15 protein-coding genes and 1 pseudogene are annotated in these 16,250 nt (G+C 61.2%); 12 read left to right on the top strand and 4 right to left on the bottom strand.

Annotated features, from left to right (window positions below; genetic code table 11):
- Positions 1–304: 304 nt before the first annotated feature.
- From L901_RS09465 to L901_RS09475, 3 genes are all read left to right on the top strand, one after another.
- Positions 305–1,303: an ABC transporter substrate-binding protein gene (locus tag L901_RS09465; protein ID WP_035263625.1), complete on the top strand. Its 999-nt coding sequence runs from the start codon at positions 305–307 to the stop codon at positions 1,301–1,303.
- A 220-nt stretch (positions 1,304–1,523) separates the two neighbouring features.
- Positions 1,524–2,411 (top strand): proline/glycine betaine ABC transporter permease, encoded by an 888-nt coding sequence (locus tag L901_RS09470; protein WP_035263623.1) that lies wholly within the window; start codon positions 1,524–1,526, stop codon positions 2,409–2,411.
- A complete protein-coding gene (locus L901_RS09475; protein WP_059755905.1) occupies positions 2,404–3,465 on the top strand; it encodes a glycine betaine/L-proline ABC transporter ATP-binding protein in 1,062 nt (353 codons plus the stop codon). The genes L901_RS09470 and L901_RS09475 overlap by 8 nt, the downstream gene beginning before the upstream one ends.
- Here the strand turns inward: L901_RS09475 and L901_RS09480 are convergent.
- Complete coding sequence (locus L901_RS09480) at positions 3,457–4,704, bottom strand: TIGR03862 family flavoprotein (RefSeq protein WP_059755908.1); 1,248 nt, start codon at positions 4,702–4,704, stop codon at positions 3,457–3,459. The two genes, L901_RS09475 and L901_RS09480, sit on opposite strands and share 9 nt — an antisense overlap.
- Before the next feature lie 53 nt (positions 4,705–4,757).
- Between L901_RS09480 and L901_RS09485 the strand changes: the two genes are divergently transcribed.
- The 3 genes from L901_RS09485 to L901_RS09495 all read left to right on the top strand — a co-directional run bounded on the left by L901_RS09485 (position 4,758) and on the right by L901_RS09495 (position 6,789).
- On the top strand, positions 4,758–5,345 hold the full coding sequence (locus L901_RS09485; RefSeq protein WP_059755910.1) for a YigZ family protein: 588 nt from the start codon (positions 4,758–4,760) through the stop codon (positions 5,343–5,345).
- A 140-nt stretch (positions 5,346–5,485) separates the two neighbouring features.
- Positions 5,486–6,154 (top strand): pseudouridine synthase, encoded by a 669-nt coding sequence (locus tag L901_RS09490; protein ID WP_059755911.1) that lies wholly within the window; start codon positions 5,486–5,488, stop codon positions 6,152–6,154.
- Positions 6,155–6,162: 8 nt separating this feature from the next.
- A complete protein-coding gene (locus L901_RS09495; RefSeq protein ID WP_059755913.1) occupies positions 6,163–6,789 on the top strand; it encodes a class I SAM-dependent methyltransferase in 627 nt (208 codons plus the stop codon).
- Here L901_RS09495 and L901_RS09500 read toward each other — a convergent pair whose 3' ends face one another.
- Positions 6,790–6,975 carry a hypothetical protein gene (locus L901_RS09500; protein WP_003508485.1) on the bottom strand — a complete coding sequence of 62 codons (186 nt, stop codon included), beginning with the start codon at positions 6,973–6,975 and terminating at the stop codon, positions 6,790–6,792. It lies immediately after the preceding gene.
- 185 nt (positions 6,976–7,160) lie between these two features.
- Between L901_RS09500 and L901_RS09505 the strand changes: the two genes are divergently transcribed.
- Both L901_RS09505 and L901_RS09510 read left to right on the top strand, forming a co-directional pair.
- A complete protein-coding gene (locus tag L901_RS09505; RefSeq protein ID WP_059755915.1) occupies positions 7,161–8,387 on the top strand; it encodes a PQQ-dependent sugar dehydrogenase in 1,227 nt (408 codons plus the stop codon).
- A 104-nt stretch (positions 8,388–8,491) separates the two neighbouring features.
- Positions 8,492–9,508, top strand: coding sequence for a DNA topoisomerase IB (locus L901_RS09510; protein ID WP_059755917.1), 1,017 nt, complete (start codon positions 8,492–8,494; stop codon positions 9,506–9,508).
- 3 nt (positions 9,509–9,511) lie between these two features.
- Here L901_RS09510 and L901_RS09515 read toward each other — a convergent pair whose 3' ends face one another.
- Both L901_RS09515 and L901_RS09520 read right to left on the bottom strand, forming a co-directional pair.
- The gene (locus L901_RS09515; RefSeq protein WP_059755919.1) at positions 9,512–10,234 is read right to left on the bottom strand and encodes a response regulator transcription factor; all 723 of its coding nucleotides are present in this window, start codon (positions 10,232–10,234) and stop codon (positions 9,512–9,514) included.
- A gap of 1 nt (position 10,235) precedes the next feature.
- Positions 10,236–11,471: a sensor histidine kinase gene (locus tag L901_RS09520; protein WP_059755921.1), complete on the bottom strand. Its 1,236-nt coding sequence runs from the start codon at positions 11,469–11,471 to the stop codon at positions 10,236–10,238.
- A gap of 303 nt (positions 11,472–11,774) precedes the next feature.
- On the opposite strand from L901_RS09520, the gene L901_RS09530 reads away from it, so the two are divergent.
- The 4 genes and pseudogenes from L901_RS09530 to L901_RS09545 all read left to right on the top strand — a co-directional run bounded on the left by L901_RS09530 (position 11,775) and on the right by L901_RS09545 (position 16,247).
- Positions 11,775–12,791 (top strand): ABC transporter substrate-binding protein, encoded by a 1,017-nt coding sequence (locus L901_RS09530; protein WP_059755926.1) that lies wholly within the window; start codon positions 11,775–11,777, stop codon positions 12,789–12,791.
- Positions 12,792–12,902: 111 nt separating this feature from the next.
- Positions 12,903–14,366 carry an ATP-binding cassette domain-containing protein gene (locus L901_RS09535; RefSeq protein WP_059755929.1) on the top strand — a complete coding sequence of 488 codons (1,464 nt, stop codon included), beginning with the start codon at positions 12,903–12,905 and terminating at the stop codon, positions 14,364–14,366.
- Positions 14,363–15,303, top strand: a pseudogene (locus L901_RS09540) (ABC transporter permease). Before L901_RS09535 ends, L901_RS09540 begins: the two are co-directional and overlap by 4 nt.
- Positions 15,300–16,247, top strand: coding sequence for an ABC transporter permease (locus L901_RS09545; RefSeq protein ID WP_059755932.1), 948 nt, complete (start codon positions 15,300–15,302; stop codon positions 16,245–16,247). The pseudogene L901_RS09540 and the gene L901_RS09545 overlap by 4 nt, the downstream one beginning before the upstream one ends.
- The last annotated feature ends 3 nt before the right edge of the window (positions 16,248–16,250 follow it).

Genomic DNA, 16,250 nt, shown 5'->3' on the forward strand with positions numbered 1-16,250 from the left:
AAGAAAACAGAAACTTCCGCTTATTGTTCCCAAGCTTTTCAGAAAATTGAAAAAGTTCCATCGCGGCGTAAATGTCGCAAGGCGAGTGCTAAACCATGAGACATTTCAGAACCTTCGCGCGAGAAATTTCTCCAATATATCCCTGCGACCCCGCCTTCGTTTGACAATTGGCATCCTCAATACGCCAGAAATTGCCGCAAACGGGATGGCGACAAAGGAATTATTAAGCCTCAATAAGGGTGCTGGCGGTCGCGGTGCCGTCAGCGCCCGGGTCTTCGCCACACCGCGACCAGAGGGAACAACAATGAAAATACTTTTGGGTGCCACAATTCTTTCCGCCGGCTTCGCCTTTTCAGGCGGCGCGGCCTATGCCGCCGACTGTGGAAACGTGACGATCGCCAGCATGAACTGGCAATCCGCCGAAGTCGCCGCCAATCTGGACAAGCTCATTCTCGAAAAGGGCTACGGATGCTCCGCTGAAATCGTCACCGGCGACACCGTGCCGACTTTGACCTCCATGGCCGAAAAAGGCCAGCCGGATATCGCGCCTGAGGCATGGGTCAGCTTGCAGCCGGAAATCGTCAAGCAGGGGCTGGAAGGCGGCAAGGTCGTTGCGGCCGCCAAGATCCTCTCGGACGGCGCGGTCCAGGGCTGGTGGATTCCGAAATATGTCGCCGACGCCAATCCCGATCTCAAGACCATTCCGGATCTCTTCAAACATCCCGAACTCTTCCCCTCGCCCGAAGACAAGTCTAAGGGCGCCGTGTTCAACGGCCCGCAGGGCTGGGGCGGCACTGTCGTCACCGCGCAGCTTTTCAAGGCTTTCGGCGGTGAAAAGGCCGGCTTCACCCTTGTCGACACCGGCTCTGCGGCAGGTCTCGACGGCTCCATCGCCAAGGCTTACGAAGCCAAGCAGCCTTGGGTCGGTTATTATTGGGCGCCCACCTCGCTGCTCGGCAAATATGAGATGGTGAAGCTCGGCTTCGGCGCCGACTACGATGCGGCTGAATGGAAGCGCTGCACATCCGTCGCCGACTGCGCGGACCCGAAGCCGAACGCATGGCAGGTGGATGACGTGCAGACGCTGGTGAGCAAGACCTTCGCCGATCGTGCCGGCCCGGCCATGGACTATCTGAACAAGCGCGCCTGGACCAACGACACCGTCAACAAGCTGATTGCCTGGATGACGGACAACCAGGCGACCGGCGAAGACGGCGCCAAGCACTTCCTGAAGGAAAACGAGGCGCTGTGGACGGGCTGGGTATCTCCTGACGTCGCGGAAAAGGTCAAGGCCGCCCTTTAAAAGCCGGTCCCTGCATATCTGCCCGGCAAACGGCGTCCGCCAGCGGCGACGCCGCGCCCGCATCGGCCCAGGAATGCCTCCCGGCTTTCCGGTGACGATGCGCCGGTTCAACAGAGCGTTCCGCCCTGTGTCCTGACGGATGCGCGGCGCTCTGACGATTTTACTCCCGGAGCGCGGAGGATATCGATCCCCGCCTCCGGTTCGTCATGGAGAACAGGATATGGAATGGCTTTTCAAATTTCCGACCATGAATGACGATGCTCTGCGCGCGCTGAAAAAAGTCATCGACGAGGGGTTCCGGGCTTTCACCCGAACCTATGGCGGCGCAATCGAGGGGTTGTTTACTCCCCTTCAGAGCTTCCTCATCTGGGCGGAAAGGCTTTTGATCGGCGCACCCTGGCCGGTCGTTATTCTTATTGTCGGCGCGCTTGCCTGGTTCGGCAGCCGCAGCGCCACCATTGTTTCGCTCTGTTGCGGCATTCTCTTCGCCATCGGCTGGTTCGGCATGTGGGAAGACACGATGAAGACGGTCTCGATGATCTTCGTCTGCGCCGTGCTGTCCATCGTCGTCGGCCTGCCCATCGGCATCGCCATGGCGCGCTCCAACCGCCTGCAGAGCGTGGTCAATCCCGTTCTCGACGTGATGCAGACGATGCCGAGTTTCGTCTATCTCATTCCCGTCGTCATGCTGCTCGGCATCGGCCGCGTGCCCGGCGTCATCGCCGTCGTCATCTACGCCATTCCGCCAATGATACGGCTTACCAATCTCGGCATCCGCATGGTCGACCGCGACGTGCTGGAGGCTGCCGACGCCTTCGGCTCTTCGAAGCGCCAGAAGCTTTTCAAGGTGCAGCTGCCGCTTGCCCTTCCCACCATCATGGCCGGTATCAACCAGACTATCATGATGGCGCTCGCCATGGTCGTCATCGCCTCCATGATCGGCGTGCAGGGCCTCGGTCAGCCGGTGCTGAAGGCCATCGCCAACCAGTATTTCACGCTCGGCGTGTTCAACGGGCTTGCCATCGTCGGCATCGCCATCATCTTCGACCGCATCAGCCAGGCCTATGGCCTTCGCCTGCAAAAACACCGGGAAGTGGCGCATGGCTAGTCAATCGATCGAAATTCGCAGCCTCTACAAGATTTTCGGCCCCAGGGCGGCCGACTATGTCGAACCCGTCAAGGCCGGCATGTCCAAGGCGGATCTCAACGCCAAACATGGCCATGTGCTCGGCCTGCGCGATATCAACATCACTATGCCGGGCGGGCAGATCACCGTCATCATGGGCCTTTCCGGCTCAGGCAAATCGACACTGATCCGCCACGTCAACCGGCTGATCGACCCGACCGCCGGCGAAATCCTCTATGGCGGCACGGACGTGTGTCGCCTCAGCGAAGCGGATCTGCTGGAGTTTCGCCGCCACAAGACGGCGATGGTGTTTCAGAAGTTCGGTCTGCTGCCACACCGCAACGTGCTGCAGAATGTCGTCTACGGTCTCGAAGTGCAGGGCGTCGACAAGCGCGAGCGGGAGGAAAGGGCGGAAGTCTGGATCAGGCGCGTGGGGCTGGAAGGCTTCTCCAGCCATTATCCGAACCAGCTTTCGGGCGGTATGCAGCAGCGTGTGGGTCTGGCGCGGGCGCTCACCAACAATGCCGAAATCCTTTTGATGGACGAAGCCTATTCCGCGCTCGATCCGCTCATTCGCGTCGATATGCAGACGGTGCTGCTGGAACTGCAGAAGGAACTGAAAAAGACCGTGGTCTTCATCACCCACGATCTCGATGAGGCCCTGCGGCTGGGCGACAAGATCGCCATTCTGCGTGACGGCGAAATCATCCAGCAGGGCACGGCGGCCGAAATCGTCATGTCGCCGGCCGACAGCTATATCGAAGCCTTCGTGGAGGAGGTCAATCGCGGCCGGGTCATTCGCCTCGGCGCCATCGTCCAGCCGGAATTTTCCGGCCAGTCGCGGCTTCAGCTCGATGCGGACATGACGGTCGAAGAGGGCCTGCGCGCCCTCGTCCGGGAAAATGTCAGCAGCGCCACAGTCGTCGGGGAAAACGGCAAATCGCTCGGCGCCGTCACCACTGACGCCATCATGCGCTGCCTCGTCAGGACCGCACATGGTGAGGAAGCAGGCACAGCTGAACGCTTGTCAGGCTGATGAGTCTTCAAGCCACGCGGCCATGCCCTTTGCGGCGGCCTTGCCGGTGGCGAAACAGGCGGTCAAGAGATAACCGCCGGTCGGCGCTTCCCAATCCAGCATTTCCCCGGCAGCAAATATGCCGGGGAGCTTTTCCAGCATGTAACTCTCATCGAGACCGCTCCACGCGACGCCACCGGCCGACGAAATCGCCTCGGCAATCGGTCTCGTCCGCAAAAGCGGTATCTCCACATGTTTTATTCTCGCGGCAACAAACTCATCCGGCATGGCCGCGATGTCGGGAAAGATTTCCCGCAGAAGCCCGACCTTCACAGCCGATAAGCCGGCCGCCTTGCGCATGCGGTTTGCAAAACTCTCCTTCCGTCCGAGTTTCGCCAGATCGCGGCTGAGGCGTTCCACCGTACGTCCCGGCGCAAGATCGATTGCGAGCGACACTTTGCCCAGCTGTTCCAGCCCGTCGCGCAGCGCGGCGGAATGGGCATAGATCACGCTGCCTTCAATACCATGCTTCGTGATGACGAATTCGCCCTGAAAGGCTCCGGCCGGCGAAATGGTGATGGTGGATTTCACCGCTTCCCCCGCAAAACGCGCGCGGAAGATATCGCTCCAGTCAACGTCGAAACCGCAATTGGCGGGGCGGAACGGGGAAAACGCCACGCCTTTCTCCGCCAGCGTCGGAACCCATGCGGCGTCCGAACCGAGACGCGGCCAGCTTGCGCCGCCGAGCGCCACAAGAACGGCATCGGCCTTGATGGTGATCTCGCCCTTCGGCGTCGCGAAAACCAGGTGCTCACCGGAAAAACCCGTCCAGCGATGCCGCGTCCTGATGGTCACCCCCTGCGCCTCCAGCCGGGCAAGCCATGCCCGCAGCAACGGCGAGGCCTTCATGACGGTGGGAAACACCCGGCCCGAAGTGCCGACGAAAGTTTCCTGCCCCAGCCTCTGCGCCCAGTCGCGCAGCATATCCGGCGTAAAATCATCGAGAGCGGCGCGCAGCCTCGGTTCCGCATCGCCGAACCGATGACGGAAGCTGTCGTAATCTTCGGCATGGGTGATGTTGAGGCCGGATTTTCCGGCCATCAGCAATTTGCGCGCCACGGTCGGCATCGCCTCGAACACCGTCACGGCACGGCCTGCGGCCGAAAGCATCTCGGCAGCCATCAGCCCCGCCGGTCCGCCGCCGATAATCGCGACCTGCCTCGCCTCGCTCAAAACCCTCTCCATCGCCATCTTCGCCATTCCGAGCCTTATACCGATTTCCGCATGCGAATATATGCGATATTGAAACGCCCATGTTCACGCTCGACAGACCCGTCACCTTTTCGCAGGATATCAAGAAAAGCCGCTTCATCGCCTTTGCCGCGCCAGTGACGGGCGAAGAGGATGCGAAAAACTTTCTTGCGGCGCATTCCGATCCCGACGCCAACCATAATTGCTGGGCCTGGCGAAGCGGCCAGACCTATCGTTTCAGCGATGACGGCGAGCCTTCGGGCACGGCCGGGAAACCGATCCTTCAGGCGATAGACGGTCAGGCGCTGGACAATGTCGCCGTTCTCGTCATCCGCTGGTTCGGCGGCATCCTGCTCGGCAGCGGCGGGCTGATGCGCGCCTATGGCGGCACGGCGGCGGCCTGCCTGCGGCTTGGCGAAACCTCCCCGGTCATCGCCTATGTCAGCGCGACTTTGAGCTGCCCCTTCTCCGATCTGGCGCTGGTGAAATCGCGCCTTTCCGCCACACAGAACCTGCGGGTGGAAAAGGAAGATTTCACCGGAACCGGCGCGGATATGCTGCTTTCGGTTCCGGCGGAGGAAGCCGAACGGCTCACCCGGCTTTTAAGCGACCTGACCAGCGGACGCGTCAATCTCCACATTCCCGACTAGAGTTTTTTCGCTTTTCTTCGAAGCGCGAAAACACTCTAACTCTTTGTTTTGGCGCATTTCCGGACGGAAAACCGGGGTCCACTTTTCCTGGAAATGCTCTAGCGCCTGTCCGAATGCGCAATTCGTGCTAAGGAAGCGACATGTCATCCGAGCTTTCCAATCCCGTCTATCATCCGCCACTCGACCCCTGGCTCACCATCGTGCACCGCGACGACGATCTGCTAGTGCTGAATAAGCCAAGCGGGCTTTTATCGGTGCCGGGGCGCGATCCGGCGCTTTCGGACAGCCTGATGACGCGGGTGCAGAAACAGTTCCCGAAAGCGCTGATGATCAACCGGCTGGACAAGGACACCTCCGGCATCGTGCTGATGTCCCTGAACCGCAAGGCGCATGCGGCGATTGCGTCGCAGTTTGAAAACCGCCAGACACGCAAATCCTATGTCGCCATTGTCTGGGGAGAGGTTGTGGGAGAAGCGGGGGAAGTGGACCTGCCGCTCGCCATCGATCCCGAAAACAAGCCCCGCCACCGGGTCGACCACGAGAACGGCAAGCCGGCGCAGAGCCTTTGGCAGGTGCTGGAGCGATTGCCGCTTCCGGCAACGCGGCTGGCGTTGACACCCCTTACCGGCCGTACCCACCAATTGCGGGTGCATATGAAGGCGCTTGGCCACCCCATTCTCGGCGATGAATTTTATGCCGAGGGCGAAGCGCTCGCCGCCGCGCCGCGTCTGATGCTGCATGCGCAGGAGGTCGGGTTCCGCCATCCCGAAGGCCGTGACGTCACCTATACCGTACCCTGCCCCTTCTGAGGCCTGCGATGAAAGAAAAAGACGAAAGCTTCGTAGTAGATTTTGTCGGCGGTGCAGTCGGACACCGTTTCCGCTCCAGCGAGGGGCGCGGACAGGCTCTGCCGAAAGCCGCGGGTTTCACGAAGGGCCGCACGCCAAAAATCGTGGATGCGACCGCAGGCCTCGGGCGCGACGCCTTTCTGCTGGCTTCACTGGGAGCAGAAGTAACGCTGATCGAACGCTCGCCGGGAATGCATGCCCATCTTGCGGACGGCATTCGCCGCGCATTGGAGGCTGGCGGCGCCTATGCCGAGGCGGCGGCGCGCATGACGCTGCTTCACGGAGATTCACGCCAGTTGCTGAAAGAGCTTTCACCGGAGGTGGTGATCGTCGACCCCATGCATCCGCCGCGCCATAACACGGCGCTGGTGAAAAAAGAGATGCGGGTGCTGAGGGAACTGGTTGGCTCCGACCCGGATCAGGTGGAGCTGATGGAGGCTGCGCTGGAGAATGCGACGAAACGGGTGGTTCTGAAATGGCCCCTGCGCGCCGAGCCGATGCCGGGCATTCGCAAGCCTTCTCATCAGATAATGGGCAAGAACACCCGTTATGATGTCTTCATGATCTTCGGAAAATCTATCGACCCGGAGGAATGATCAACGGAAACTCGGCTTGCGCTGCGCATTCATCAAAAGCTCGTGCCGCGAGGCGAACTCGCCGAACAGCTTTCTGAGCCGGGTTTCCTCGGCCTTGTCCAGCCGGTAACGCCGGCAGAATTCCGCAACGTTGAGGATCGGCTTGGTTCTGTTCCCGTCTATGGTCTTGTTGTCGATGATCTGCATGGCGCTCTCCGTGTAACAAAGGGGAAAACGTGACCGCAGGCTGGCGGTTCCTTATGAATTCGCATGGATGAGAAAAGAGCGTGCCGCCTGCACACGGAGTGATCAAGTTTTCTTGAAACTATCGCAGGAAACGAAATCCTCCCCAAATGGTTCTCTGCCTGACGTAAACGATGGAAGGGAGACCCATGTTCCATAACAACCGATTTCTGAGTTCGACGATCCTGTGTGCGTTGCTCGCCGTGCCGCTTGCCGGCGTTGCACAGGCCCAGGCCCCGGCCGCCGAAACGAAACGGCCGAATGCGCCGGATCAGAAACCGGCTTTTGAGGGCCAGACCCGCGCGCCGCAGGCCGCCACCCAGCCAAGCGTCGAAAAAACCGTTATCGCGGACGGCCTGCCGCATCTGTGGTCGATGGAGTTTCTGCCCGATGGCCGCATGATCGTCGCAGCCAAGGAAGGCGCCATCCATATCGTCGCCGACGGCAAGGCCGGCCCGGCGATCGCGGGCGTGCCGGAGGTGGCATCCGACGGACAGGGCGGCCTTCTCGACATCGCGCTGGCTCCCGATTTCGAAACATCACGCACCATCTTCTTCTCCTTCTCCGAACCGCGCGATGGCGGCAACGGCACGTCGGTAGCCTCGGCGAAACTGACCGAGGAGAGCGGCGCGGCAAAGCTGGACAATGTCTCGGTGATTTTCCGCCAGATGCCGACCTATGATGGCGACAAACATTTCGGCTCCCGCCTCGTCTTCGGGCCGAACAACGAGCTTTACGTCACGGTCGGCGAGCGTTCCGATTCAAAGCCGCGCGTGCAGGCGCAGGACCTGTCGAGCGGGCTTGGCAAGGTCTTCCGCATCGATACACAGGGCAAGGCCTTTGAAGGCAACCCTTTCGCCAGCCAGCAGAACGCCCTCCCCGAAATCTGGAGCTATGGCCACCGCAACCTGCAGGCGGCAGCGCTGGATGGAGAAGGCAGGCTCTGGACCGTGGAACACGGCCCGCGCGGCGGCGATGAGCTGAACATGCCGAAAGCCGGCCTGAACTACGGTTGGCCGGTCATCACCTATGGCGTCGAATATAGCGGAAGGTCGGTTGGCGAAGGCGTTACCGCAAAGGAAGGCATGGAACAGCCGGTTTATTATTGGGATCCGGTCATCGGCCCCTCCGGCATGGCCTATTATGAAGGCGACCAGATTCCCGAATGGAAGGGCGCCTTCATCGTCGGCGGTCTGGTAAGTCAGGGTCTCGTCATCCTGCATATCGATGGCGACAGGGTTGCCACCGAAAGCCGGCTGCCGCTCGAAGCACGCATTCGCGACGTGAAGGTCGGTCCGGATGGCGCGATCTATGCCGTGACCGAAGAGCGCGGCGGCGGTGAATCGCAGATTCTGCGGATCGCCAAGGCCGGCTGATTAAAAAGGCCGGCTGAGAAAACTCACGATTGGAACGACAGGCCGCCGGAACGAAGGCGGCCTGTTTTTCGTTTGCCGCAGCGTGAAACCTGCCGGAAAAAACCATGCCACAGCCGCCCACCCGCCTTCTTGCCAAAATCGGACTTGCCTATGTCAACGATCAGGAGCCGGGTATTGCCCGCGAGAAACGCGGACGCGGTTTCTGTTACCGCCTTCCGGGCGGCGAGCTTCTCTCCGACAGCGTCGAACTGAAGCGCATCAAAGCGCTCGGCGTGCCACCCGCCTATAAGGACGTGTGGATATGCATCGACCCCGCCGGCCATCTGCAGGCAACCGGCTTTGATGCCCGCGGGCGAAAACAGTATCGTTATCATCCCGATTGGCATGCGCTCCGGGGCGAAACGAAATTCTTCCAGCTCAAAAGCTTCGGCAGAGCGCTGCCCGCCATTCGCCGCCGCGCCATCGCCGATATAGAAAAACAGGATCACGGGCAGGAAATGACGCTCGCGGCGCTCACGCTGCTGCTCGATGCCGCCTATCTGCGTGTCGGCAACCGCTCCTATCTCGAAACCAACGGCACCTATGGCGCAACGACATTGCTCAAGCGGCACGTCTCCTTCGGTGAAACCATCGAGCTGCGGTTTGCCGCCAAGGGCGGGCAGAAGGTGAAACGGCAATTGCGCCACCCTCGCCTTCAGAAAATCCTCGAGGAGATCGCCGATCTGCCCGGCAAGGAACTCTTCGTCTGGCAGGACAGTGAAAACCGGGTGCATTCGGTCGATTCCAGCGATCTCAACGCTTACCTCTCCCGCATCGGCGGGCAAGGCATTTCCGCCAAGACCTTTCGTACCTGGGGCGGAACTTTGGCGGCCTTCTGCAACGCGATGGAACATGTGGCGGCGGGCGACAAACCGAGCATAAAGGGTATGTGCCAGGCAGCGGCGGCGGAGCTTTCCAACACGCCCGCCATCTGCCGCAAGAGCTATGTGCACCCGGCCGTCCTCGATATCGCGACGGAAGAGAAAGCGCAGAAAAAGCTTGGCCGCATTTTGAAGGTCGGGGCAAAGCCCGTCTCCGGCCTCAGGGCGGATGAAAGACGGCTGCTTGCCTTTTTGCCCTGAGGATCAGCGGCTGCCCGCCCATTCCGACAGCTCCCGCTCGGCCCTTTCCAGCGCGCTGTAATTTAACAGCTTGCGCAGGAAAGCGACGGTAACGGCGCGAGTTCTGAGATTATACCGGCCTTCCGCCTCGTCATCGCCGGCGGCCTGATGCACGTTCAGCTTCTCATAGAGGCTTTGCAGCCGGTTCTGTACGCTGCGCAGCGACAGGTTACGGCGCCGCGCAATCGCCTTGTCGGTAAGTCCTAGCGCGACATCGACAAGGATTTCATATTCGGAATCGGTGAAGCCATGAGCCTTGCCGAGGCTCTTTTCCTGCAGGCCGCGCACTTCCCGGTCGATCACGCATTGCGCCTCGATGAAGATGCTGCGCAGCGCCAGCCGCAGGCGGTCATCGGAGGCGGATTTCAGCACGTAGCCATAGGCGGCCCCTTCCGGCACGATGCGGGAAACACCGCGCACATAGGCCTCGTCGGAATAGTTGGACCAGAACAGGATGCGGGTATCGGGTCTTTCCTTCCAGATGGTGCGCGCCGCCTCGATGCCGTTGCGCTCGTTCATCTGCAAATCCATGACGATATGGGCGGCCCGGTTTTCCCGCGCGAGCTTTTCGCCGGTTCTTCCGTTTGCCGCCTCCAGCACCTTGTCGCATTCCGGCAGGGCGGCACGCACCGCCTCGTTCAGATAGGCGCGGTGCAGCGCGTCGTCTTCGACGATCAGCACATCCATGTCACAACTCCTCCCGCCGGTCGAAAGCGCCTGCCGGCAAGGTGACGGTGATGCGGGTTCCCGCTCCCGTGCCATTGCCGCCAATATCGAATTTCGCCGAAATCAGCCGCGCCCGCGTCTTCATATTGCCGATGCCGAGGCCGCCGGAGACCCCGCCTTCGCCGCCGCCGCTGCCGTCGTCGCTGACCGTCACCCGCAAACCGCCGTCGATTGCGGTCAATTTCACGGCAATCGCTTCGGGCTGGGCATGGCGAATGGCGTTATTGACCGCCTCCTGCACGATGCGGAACAGCGAGATGGCCACCGTCTTGTCCAGCCTTTCCACCAGCCCGTCCGTCTCATCCGTCACCGACCAGTCGATTGCCGATCCGCTATCGCGCACGGAACGGTCCACATAGGTCTCGATGGCTTCAACGACGCCGAACAATTGCAGGATCGAAGGTTTCGCCTCCTCGATGATCTCGCGCAGATCCTGCATGCAATGCTGCAGGCTGCGCACCACCGGCTCCAGCATCTCGCCTGACAGGTCCGGGGTATGGCTCATGCGCTCGATGCGCCGCGCCAGCCGCGTCAAATCCGCCAGCGTCTGGTCGTGCAGATCCATGCCGATCCGCTGCCGTTCGGCCTCCAGCGCCTCGGTCAATTGCAGCGCGCCTAAACGCAGGCCCTCCTCGCGGGCATTGGCGCGCGCCTCCTCGATGGCGGAGCGTTTGGCCTGCTCGGCGGCGCGGATGGCGTAGAAATAGGGCGCCAGCAAATCGGCGACGGCGCGGGCATTCGCCACATCCTCCATCGTATAGGCGTCCGACTGGTGCGAGGAGCAACTCAGCGCGCCGATAATGTCGCCATGCACCTTCATCGGCACATGCAGGCGGCTATGCAGGTTGAGTTCGATGATCGGGCTTGAAAACGACCCTTCGAAATGAAAGCGCGGATCGGAACAGGCGTCGCCGCTTAAGAGATATTCGACCTCGCCTGACAGCAGCGAACGGATCGGGCTGCCGGTCAAAAGGGCGGGCGGCTGCCGGCTCCAGGCGCTGACGAGACCGCTCTCATAGGCGATGTGATATTTGTCATCCAGCTGCTTGATGCAGACATCCATATGGTCATGCGGGATGATATGGCTGATCTCGGTGGCGACCGCCTGGATGATGGCATTAAATTCCAGCTGCCCGGCAAGCAGCCGCGAAATGCCCATATAATGATGAAAAAGAGCGCTTTTCGGCGTATCCAGCATGTGCGGACGCCCTCCCAAGCGCCTGCCTTCGACCATCGCGGCGAAGCTTCAACCCCTAGGGCGCCGCATCATCCATTCTGCGCCCGGCAGTGGCGTTTCGTCCTGCGGGTTCCCGCATGCTTTCTGCGGAAACCCGCAGGAAGATTGCCGTGATCTGCCTGTACAAGCCAAATCTTCTTGGTCATTCTCGCTTCTACTGGGGAAAGGAGCTCCAGTGCAAAGGAATTCTGTCTGCCGCCGAGGAGATTTGCGACAGACGGGCGTTTCCGGGCTCGAAAGGGCAAGCCACCAGGGAGGAAATCAATGGCTATTAGGAAGATGCTTCTGGCATCGGCCGCTGTCGCATGCGCAGCTTTGCCGATCACCGCTCATGCCGATACGTCGGCCAAAAAAATCGCGCTTTCAAACAATTATGCCGGTAATTCCTGGCGTCAGGCGATGCTGACGAGCTGGGACAAAATCACCAAGCAGGCGGTTGCCGACAAGCAGGTCGCCGCCGCTGACGCCTTCACCACAGCCGAAAACCAGGCGACAGAACAGGCCGCGCAGATCCAGAACCTCATTCTTCAGGGTTACGACGCCATCGTCATCAATGCCGCTTCGCCCACCGCGCTTAACGGCGCGGTGAAGGAAGCCTGCGATGCCGGCATCACCGTCGTATCCTTCGACGGCATCGTCACCGAGCCCTGTGCATGGCGCATCGCGGTCGATTTCAAGGCGATGGGCGAAAGCCAGATCGACTATCTCGCCAAGGCCATGCCGAAGGGTGGAAACCTGCTTGAAATCCGTGGCCTTGCGGGCGTTTCAGTGGATGATGAAATCCACACCGGCATCGCCGCGGGCGTCGCCAAGAACCCGCAGTTCAAGATCGTCGGTTCCGTCAACGGCGACTGGGCGCAGGACGTCGCGCAGCGCGCCGTCGCCGGCATTCTGCCGAGCCTTCCGGAAGTCGCGGCTGTCGTGACGCAGGGCGGTGACGGTTACGGCGCGGCACAGGCTTTTGCCGCCGCCAAGCGCCCGACACCCACCATCGTCATGGGCAACCGCGAAGACGAGCTGCAATGGTGGAAGCAGCAGAAGGACGCAAGCGGTTACGAGACCATGTCCGTCTCCATCGCGCCCGGCGTCTCGACGCTGGCTTTCTGGGTGGCGCAGCAAATCCTCGACGGCAAGGATGTGAAGAAGGACCTGACCGTGCCCTTCCTGCGCATCGATCAGGCCAATCTCGAGGAAAACCTGAAGACGACCCAGAAGGGCGGCGTGGCGAATGTGGAATATTCGCAGGAAGACGCCCAGAAGGCCATCGCATCGGCCAAATAGGCCGGATCGACCCAGAGCCTGACTATTGCGGCGCTCCCGGAACGGGTGCCGCAATAGCCACCGTATCATCCGATTTTCACATCACTTTTCACATCACTGGCGTAGTTGCTCATGAATGACATCATCGAGGCGGAAGAGGTCGTCGCTGCGCGCGGCGTAAAGGTCGTGTTCGGCGCGGTAAGAGCGCTGGATGGGGCCGATCTCGTTATCCGCACGGGGGAATGCCTCGGGCTCGTCGGCCATAACGGCGCGGGAAAGTCCACCATTGTCAACGTCATCAATGGCGGGCTGACGCCGCATGAGGGCTCCGTTTCCTATGGCGGTAACGAAAACCGCCACGGCATTGCCGCCGCGCGCGCGAACGGCGTTCGCTGCGTGTTTCAGGAACTGTCGCTTTGCCCGAACCTGACGATCAGCGAAAATGTCCGCATCATGCATGCCGCCACAGGTGGGCGAAACTGGCGCGGCCGTGCGCTGACGACTATCCGCCAGACACTGGACGCAATTTTTCCCGGCCACGGTATCGATTGCGAGCTGACCATCGCTGAACTTTCCATCGCCGAACGGCAGATGGTGGAAATCGCCATCAATTTCTGCCGCATACCGAACGCGCCGAGACTGGTGATCCTCGATGAACCCACCTCTTCGCTGGATGCCGGTCTCGCCGAGCAGCTGATGGATTATGTCCGCCGTTTCGTGCGTGAGGGCGGCTCGGTTCTGCTGATCTCGCATATTCTCGGCGAAATTCTTTCGACGGCCACCCGTATCGTGGTGATGAAGGATGGCCGGGTGGTGGCCGACCGAAAGGCCGCCGACTTCACCACCCGCTCGCTGGTTGAGGCCATGGGCAGCGTCGTCAAGGAACAGGACAGGCGACGGGGTGAAAGCCGCAAGGCAGGCGAAAAGGTGTTTTCCATGCCGGCACGCCGGGGCGAAGGCCTTGCCTTCGAGGCCTTTCGCGGCGAGATCGTCGGCCTTGCCGGTCTCGGCGGCCATGGCCAGACCGAAGCGCTGCTCGATCTTTATCTTGCCCGCAACAATAGCTGGCTGCCCGCGCGCAAGACCGATCTCGCCTTCGTGGCGGGTGATCGCAGCCTGAACGGCACTTTTCCGCTGTGGAGCATCCTCAAAAACCTGTCCATCGCCTCGCTCAGGGATATTTCAGCCGCAGGCATGGTGGACAGAGCCAAGGAAACCGAGCTTGGGGCGCAATGGAAAAAGCGTATAGAAATCCGCACGCCCGACATGGGCAACAAGATCCTTTCGCTTTCCGGCGGCAACCAGCAGAAGGTGCTTTTCGCCCGCGCGCTCGCCACCACCGCCAGTACCGTTTTGATGGACGACCCGATGCGCGGCGTCGATATCGGCACCAAACAGGAGGTCTATGACATTTTGAGAACCGAAGCCTCCCACGGCCGCACCTTCATCTGGTACTCCACCGAAATGGATGAAATCCGTCTCTGCGACCGGGTCTACGTGTTCCGCGACGGCGCCATCCAGGCGGAACTCGTCGGCGACGATATTACCGAGCAGAATGTGCTGGCGGCCTCCTTTGCCGGAGAAGACCACGCATGAAACTCTCGGCAAACGCCCTTCGCCTCATCATTCCCGCCGCCTCGCTCGCCTTCCTGCTCGCCGCCGTCTTCTACATGCAGCCGCGCGCCATGAGCTATACCGGCATGAACCTGCTGTTCAATCTGGCGGTGCCGATTGCGCTCGCCACCATTGCGCAGATGCTGATCATGTCGGTCAACGATCTCGATCTGTCGATGGGTACCTTCGTCAGTTTCTGCGCCTGTGTGACCGCCACTTTCCTGCAAACCACGCCCATCCTCGGAATTGCGATCTTTGCCGGTGCGATTGCGGTTTATGCATTGCTAGGCGCCATCATCCATATCCGCGCCCTTCCCTCCATCGTCGTCACGCTCGGCATGAGCTTCGTCTGGGGCGGCCTCGCCGTCCTCATTCTGCCCTCGCCCGGCGGCCAGGCCCCAGCCTTCATCCGGGCGCTGATGACGCGAAACCGCCTTTCGTGCCGATCGCCATCGTCGCCAGCATCCTGATCGCGGTCGTCGCCCATTATATCGTCATGCGCTCTTCCTTCGGCGTGCTGATGCGCGGCGTCGGCGGCAATTTCCGCTCGGTCGAGCGCTCCGGCTGGTCGGTCGTCGGCATTCGCGCCGCCACCTTTGCGCTGGCCGGTTTCTTCGCGGTGCTGTCCGGTATCGCCCTCGTCGGGCTGACGACATCGGCCGACGCCAATATCGCGCTGCGTTACACGCTGCTCTCGATTGCCGGCGTCATCCTCGGCGGTGGCGAATTCGTCGGCGGCCGGGTATCGCCCATCGGCGCCGTCATCGGCGCGCTGACGCTGACGCTCGCCGGTTCGTTCCTCTCCTTCATGCGCATTTCGCCGGACTGGCAGATCGGCGCGCAGGGGGCGATCCTCATCATCGTGCTGGCGCTGCGCATCCTGCTCAACCGTCTTGAAAAGCGGGAGAAAAACCAATGAACGGGCTCTCTTCCCTCACCAGAAAACCATGGATCTGGTCCTTTGCCGCAACGGCGGTCGTCTGGATTGTCACCGTGCTCTTCACCGGCGGCGCAAGCTCCTTCGGCCTGTCGCATGCCGCACTGACTTTCGCGGCCTTTTCGGTCATCGTCGGCATCGGCCAGATGTTCGTCATCACGCTCGGACCGGGCAATATCGACCTCTGCGTGCCCGCCACGATGACGCTGTCGGGGACGCTCGCCCTGAAATTCATGGATGTGTCCGACGGACTTATCCTGCCCGGACTGCTGATCGCCATCCTGATCGGCATCGCCATCGGCATCGGCAATTATGCGCTGATCAAGCTCCTGCGCATCCCGCCGATCATCGCGACGCTCTCCATGAGCTTCATCGTGCAATCCATCGCCATCTGGTCGAACCGCGGCCTGCGCATCAAGCCGCCGGAAACATTGGCCACATTCGCGACATCAAGCTCTCTCGGCATTCCGAATGTCGCCCTCGTGGCCCTGCTGCTCTCGGTCATCGCCTGGCTGCTGCTCGACCGCTCGTTTTACGGACGCTGGATTTCCGCCATCGGCCAGAGCACCTTCGCCGCCCGCATGACCGGCATTCCCGTGGACGGCGCACGTTTCGTCACCTATGTGCTCTGCGCGGTACTTGCTGCCATCGCGGGTTATCTGCTCGCCAGCTTTTCCGGCGGTGCGGCGCTCAATATGGGCTCGGAATATCTGCTGATGTCCATCGCCGTCGTCGTCATCGGCGGAACGGCGGTGGCGGGCGGCGATTCCAATGTTCCCGGCATCTGGGGCGCTTCGCTCTTCATGTTCCTGGTGGTGTCGATGCTGAACACCTATGGTTTCGGCGCCGGCATCCGCCTCATCCTCACCGGCCTCATCATCATCTCCGTCATTCTTCTGGCAAGCGGCCCCAAGGCCACGCGCTGAACC

The organism is Agrobacterium sp. D14, assembly GCF_001526505.1.
GTDB lineage: Bacteria > Pseudomonadota > Alphaproteobacteria > Rhizobiales > Rhizobiaceae > Agrobacterium > Agrobacterium leguminum.

Coding starts and splice junctions, on each gene's coding strand:
- L901_RS09490 (WP_059755911.1), top strand. CDS start 5,486: ATGTCATCCGAGCTTTCCAATCCCGTCTATCATCCGCCACTCGACCCC.
- L901_RS09520 (WP_059755921.1), bottom strand. CDS start 11,471: ATGCTGGATACGCCGAAAAGCGCTCTTTTTCATCATTATATGGGCATT.
- L901_RS09530 (WP_059755926.1), top strand. CDS start 11,775: ATGGCTATTAGGAAGATGCTTCTGGCATCGGCCGCTGTCGCATGCGCA.
- L901_RS09475 (WP_059755905.1), top strand. CDS start 2,404: ATGGCTAGTCAATCGATCGAAATTCGCAGCCTCTACAAGATTTTCGGC.
- L901_RS09465 (WP_035263625.1), top strand. CDS start 305: ATGAAAATACTTTTGGGTGCCACAATTCTTTCCGCCGGCTTCGCCTTT.
- L901_RS09545 (WP_059755932.1), top strand. CDS start 15,300: ATGAACGGGCTCTCTTCCCTCACCAGAAAACCATGGATCTGGTCCTTT.
- L901_RS09485 (WP_059755910.1), top strand. CDS start 4,758: ATGTTCACGCTCGACAGACCCGTCACCTTTTCGCAGGATATCAAGAAA.
- L901_RS09495 (WP_059755913.1), top strand. CDS start 6,163: ATGAAAGAAAAAGACGAAAGCTTCGTAGTAGATTTTGTCGGCGGTGCA.
- L901_RS09480 (WP_059755908.1), bottom strand. CDS start 4,704: ATGGCGAAGATGGCGATGGAGAGGGTTTTGAGCGAGGCGAGGCAGGTC.
- L901_RS09515 (WP_059755919.1), bottom strand. CDS start 10,234: ATGGATGTGCTGATCGTCGAAGACGACGCGCTGCACCGCGCCTATCTG.
- L901_RS09535 (WP_059755929.1), top strand. CDS start 12,903: ATGAATGACATCATCGAGGCGGAAGAGGTCGTCGCTGCGCGCGGCGTA.
- L901_RS09470 (WP_035263623.1), top strand. CDS start 1,524: ATGGAATGGCTTTTCAAATTTCCGACCATGAATGACGATGCTCTGCGC.
- L901_RS09500 (WP_003508485.1), bottom strand. CDS start 6,975: ATGCAGATCATCGACAACAAGACCATAGACGGGAACAGAACCAAGCCG.
- L901_RS09510 (WP_059755917.1), top strand. CDS start 8,492: ATGCCACAGCCGCCCACCCGCCTTCTTGCCAAAATCGGACTTGCCTAT.
- L901_RS09505 (WP_059755915.1), top strand. CDS start 7,161: ATGTTCCATAACAACCGATTTCTGAGTTCGACGATCCTGTGTGCGTTG.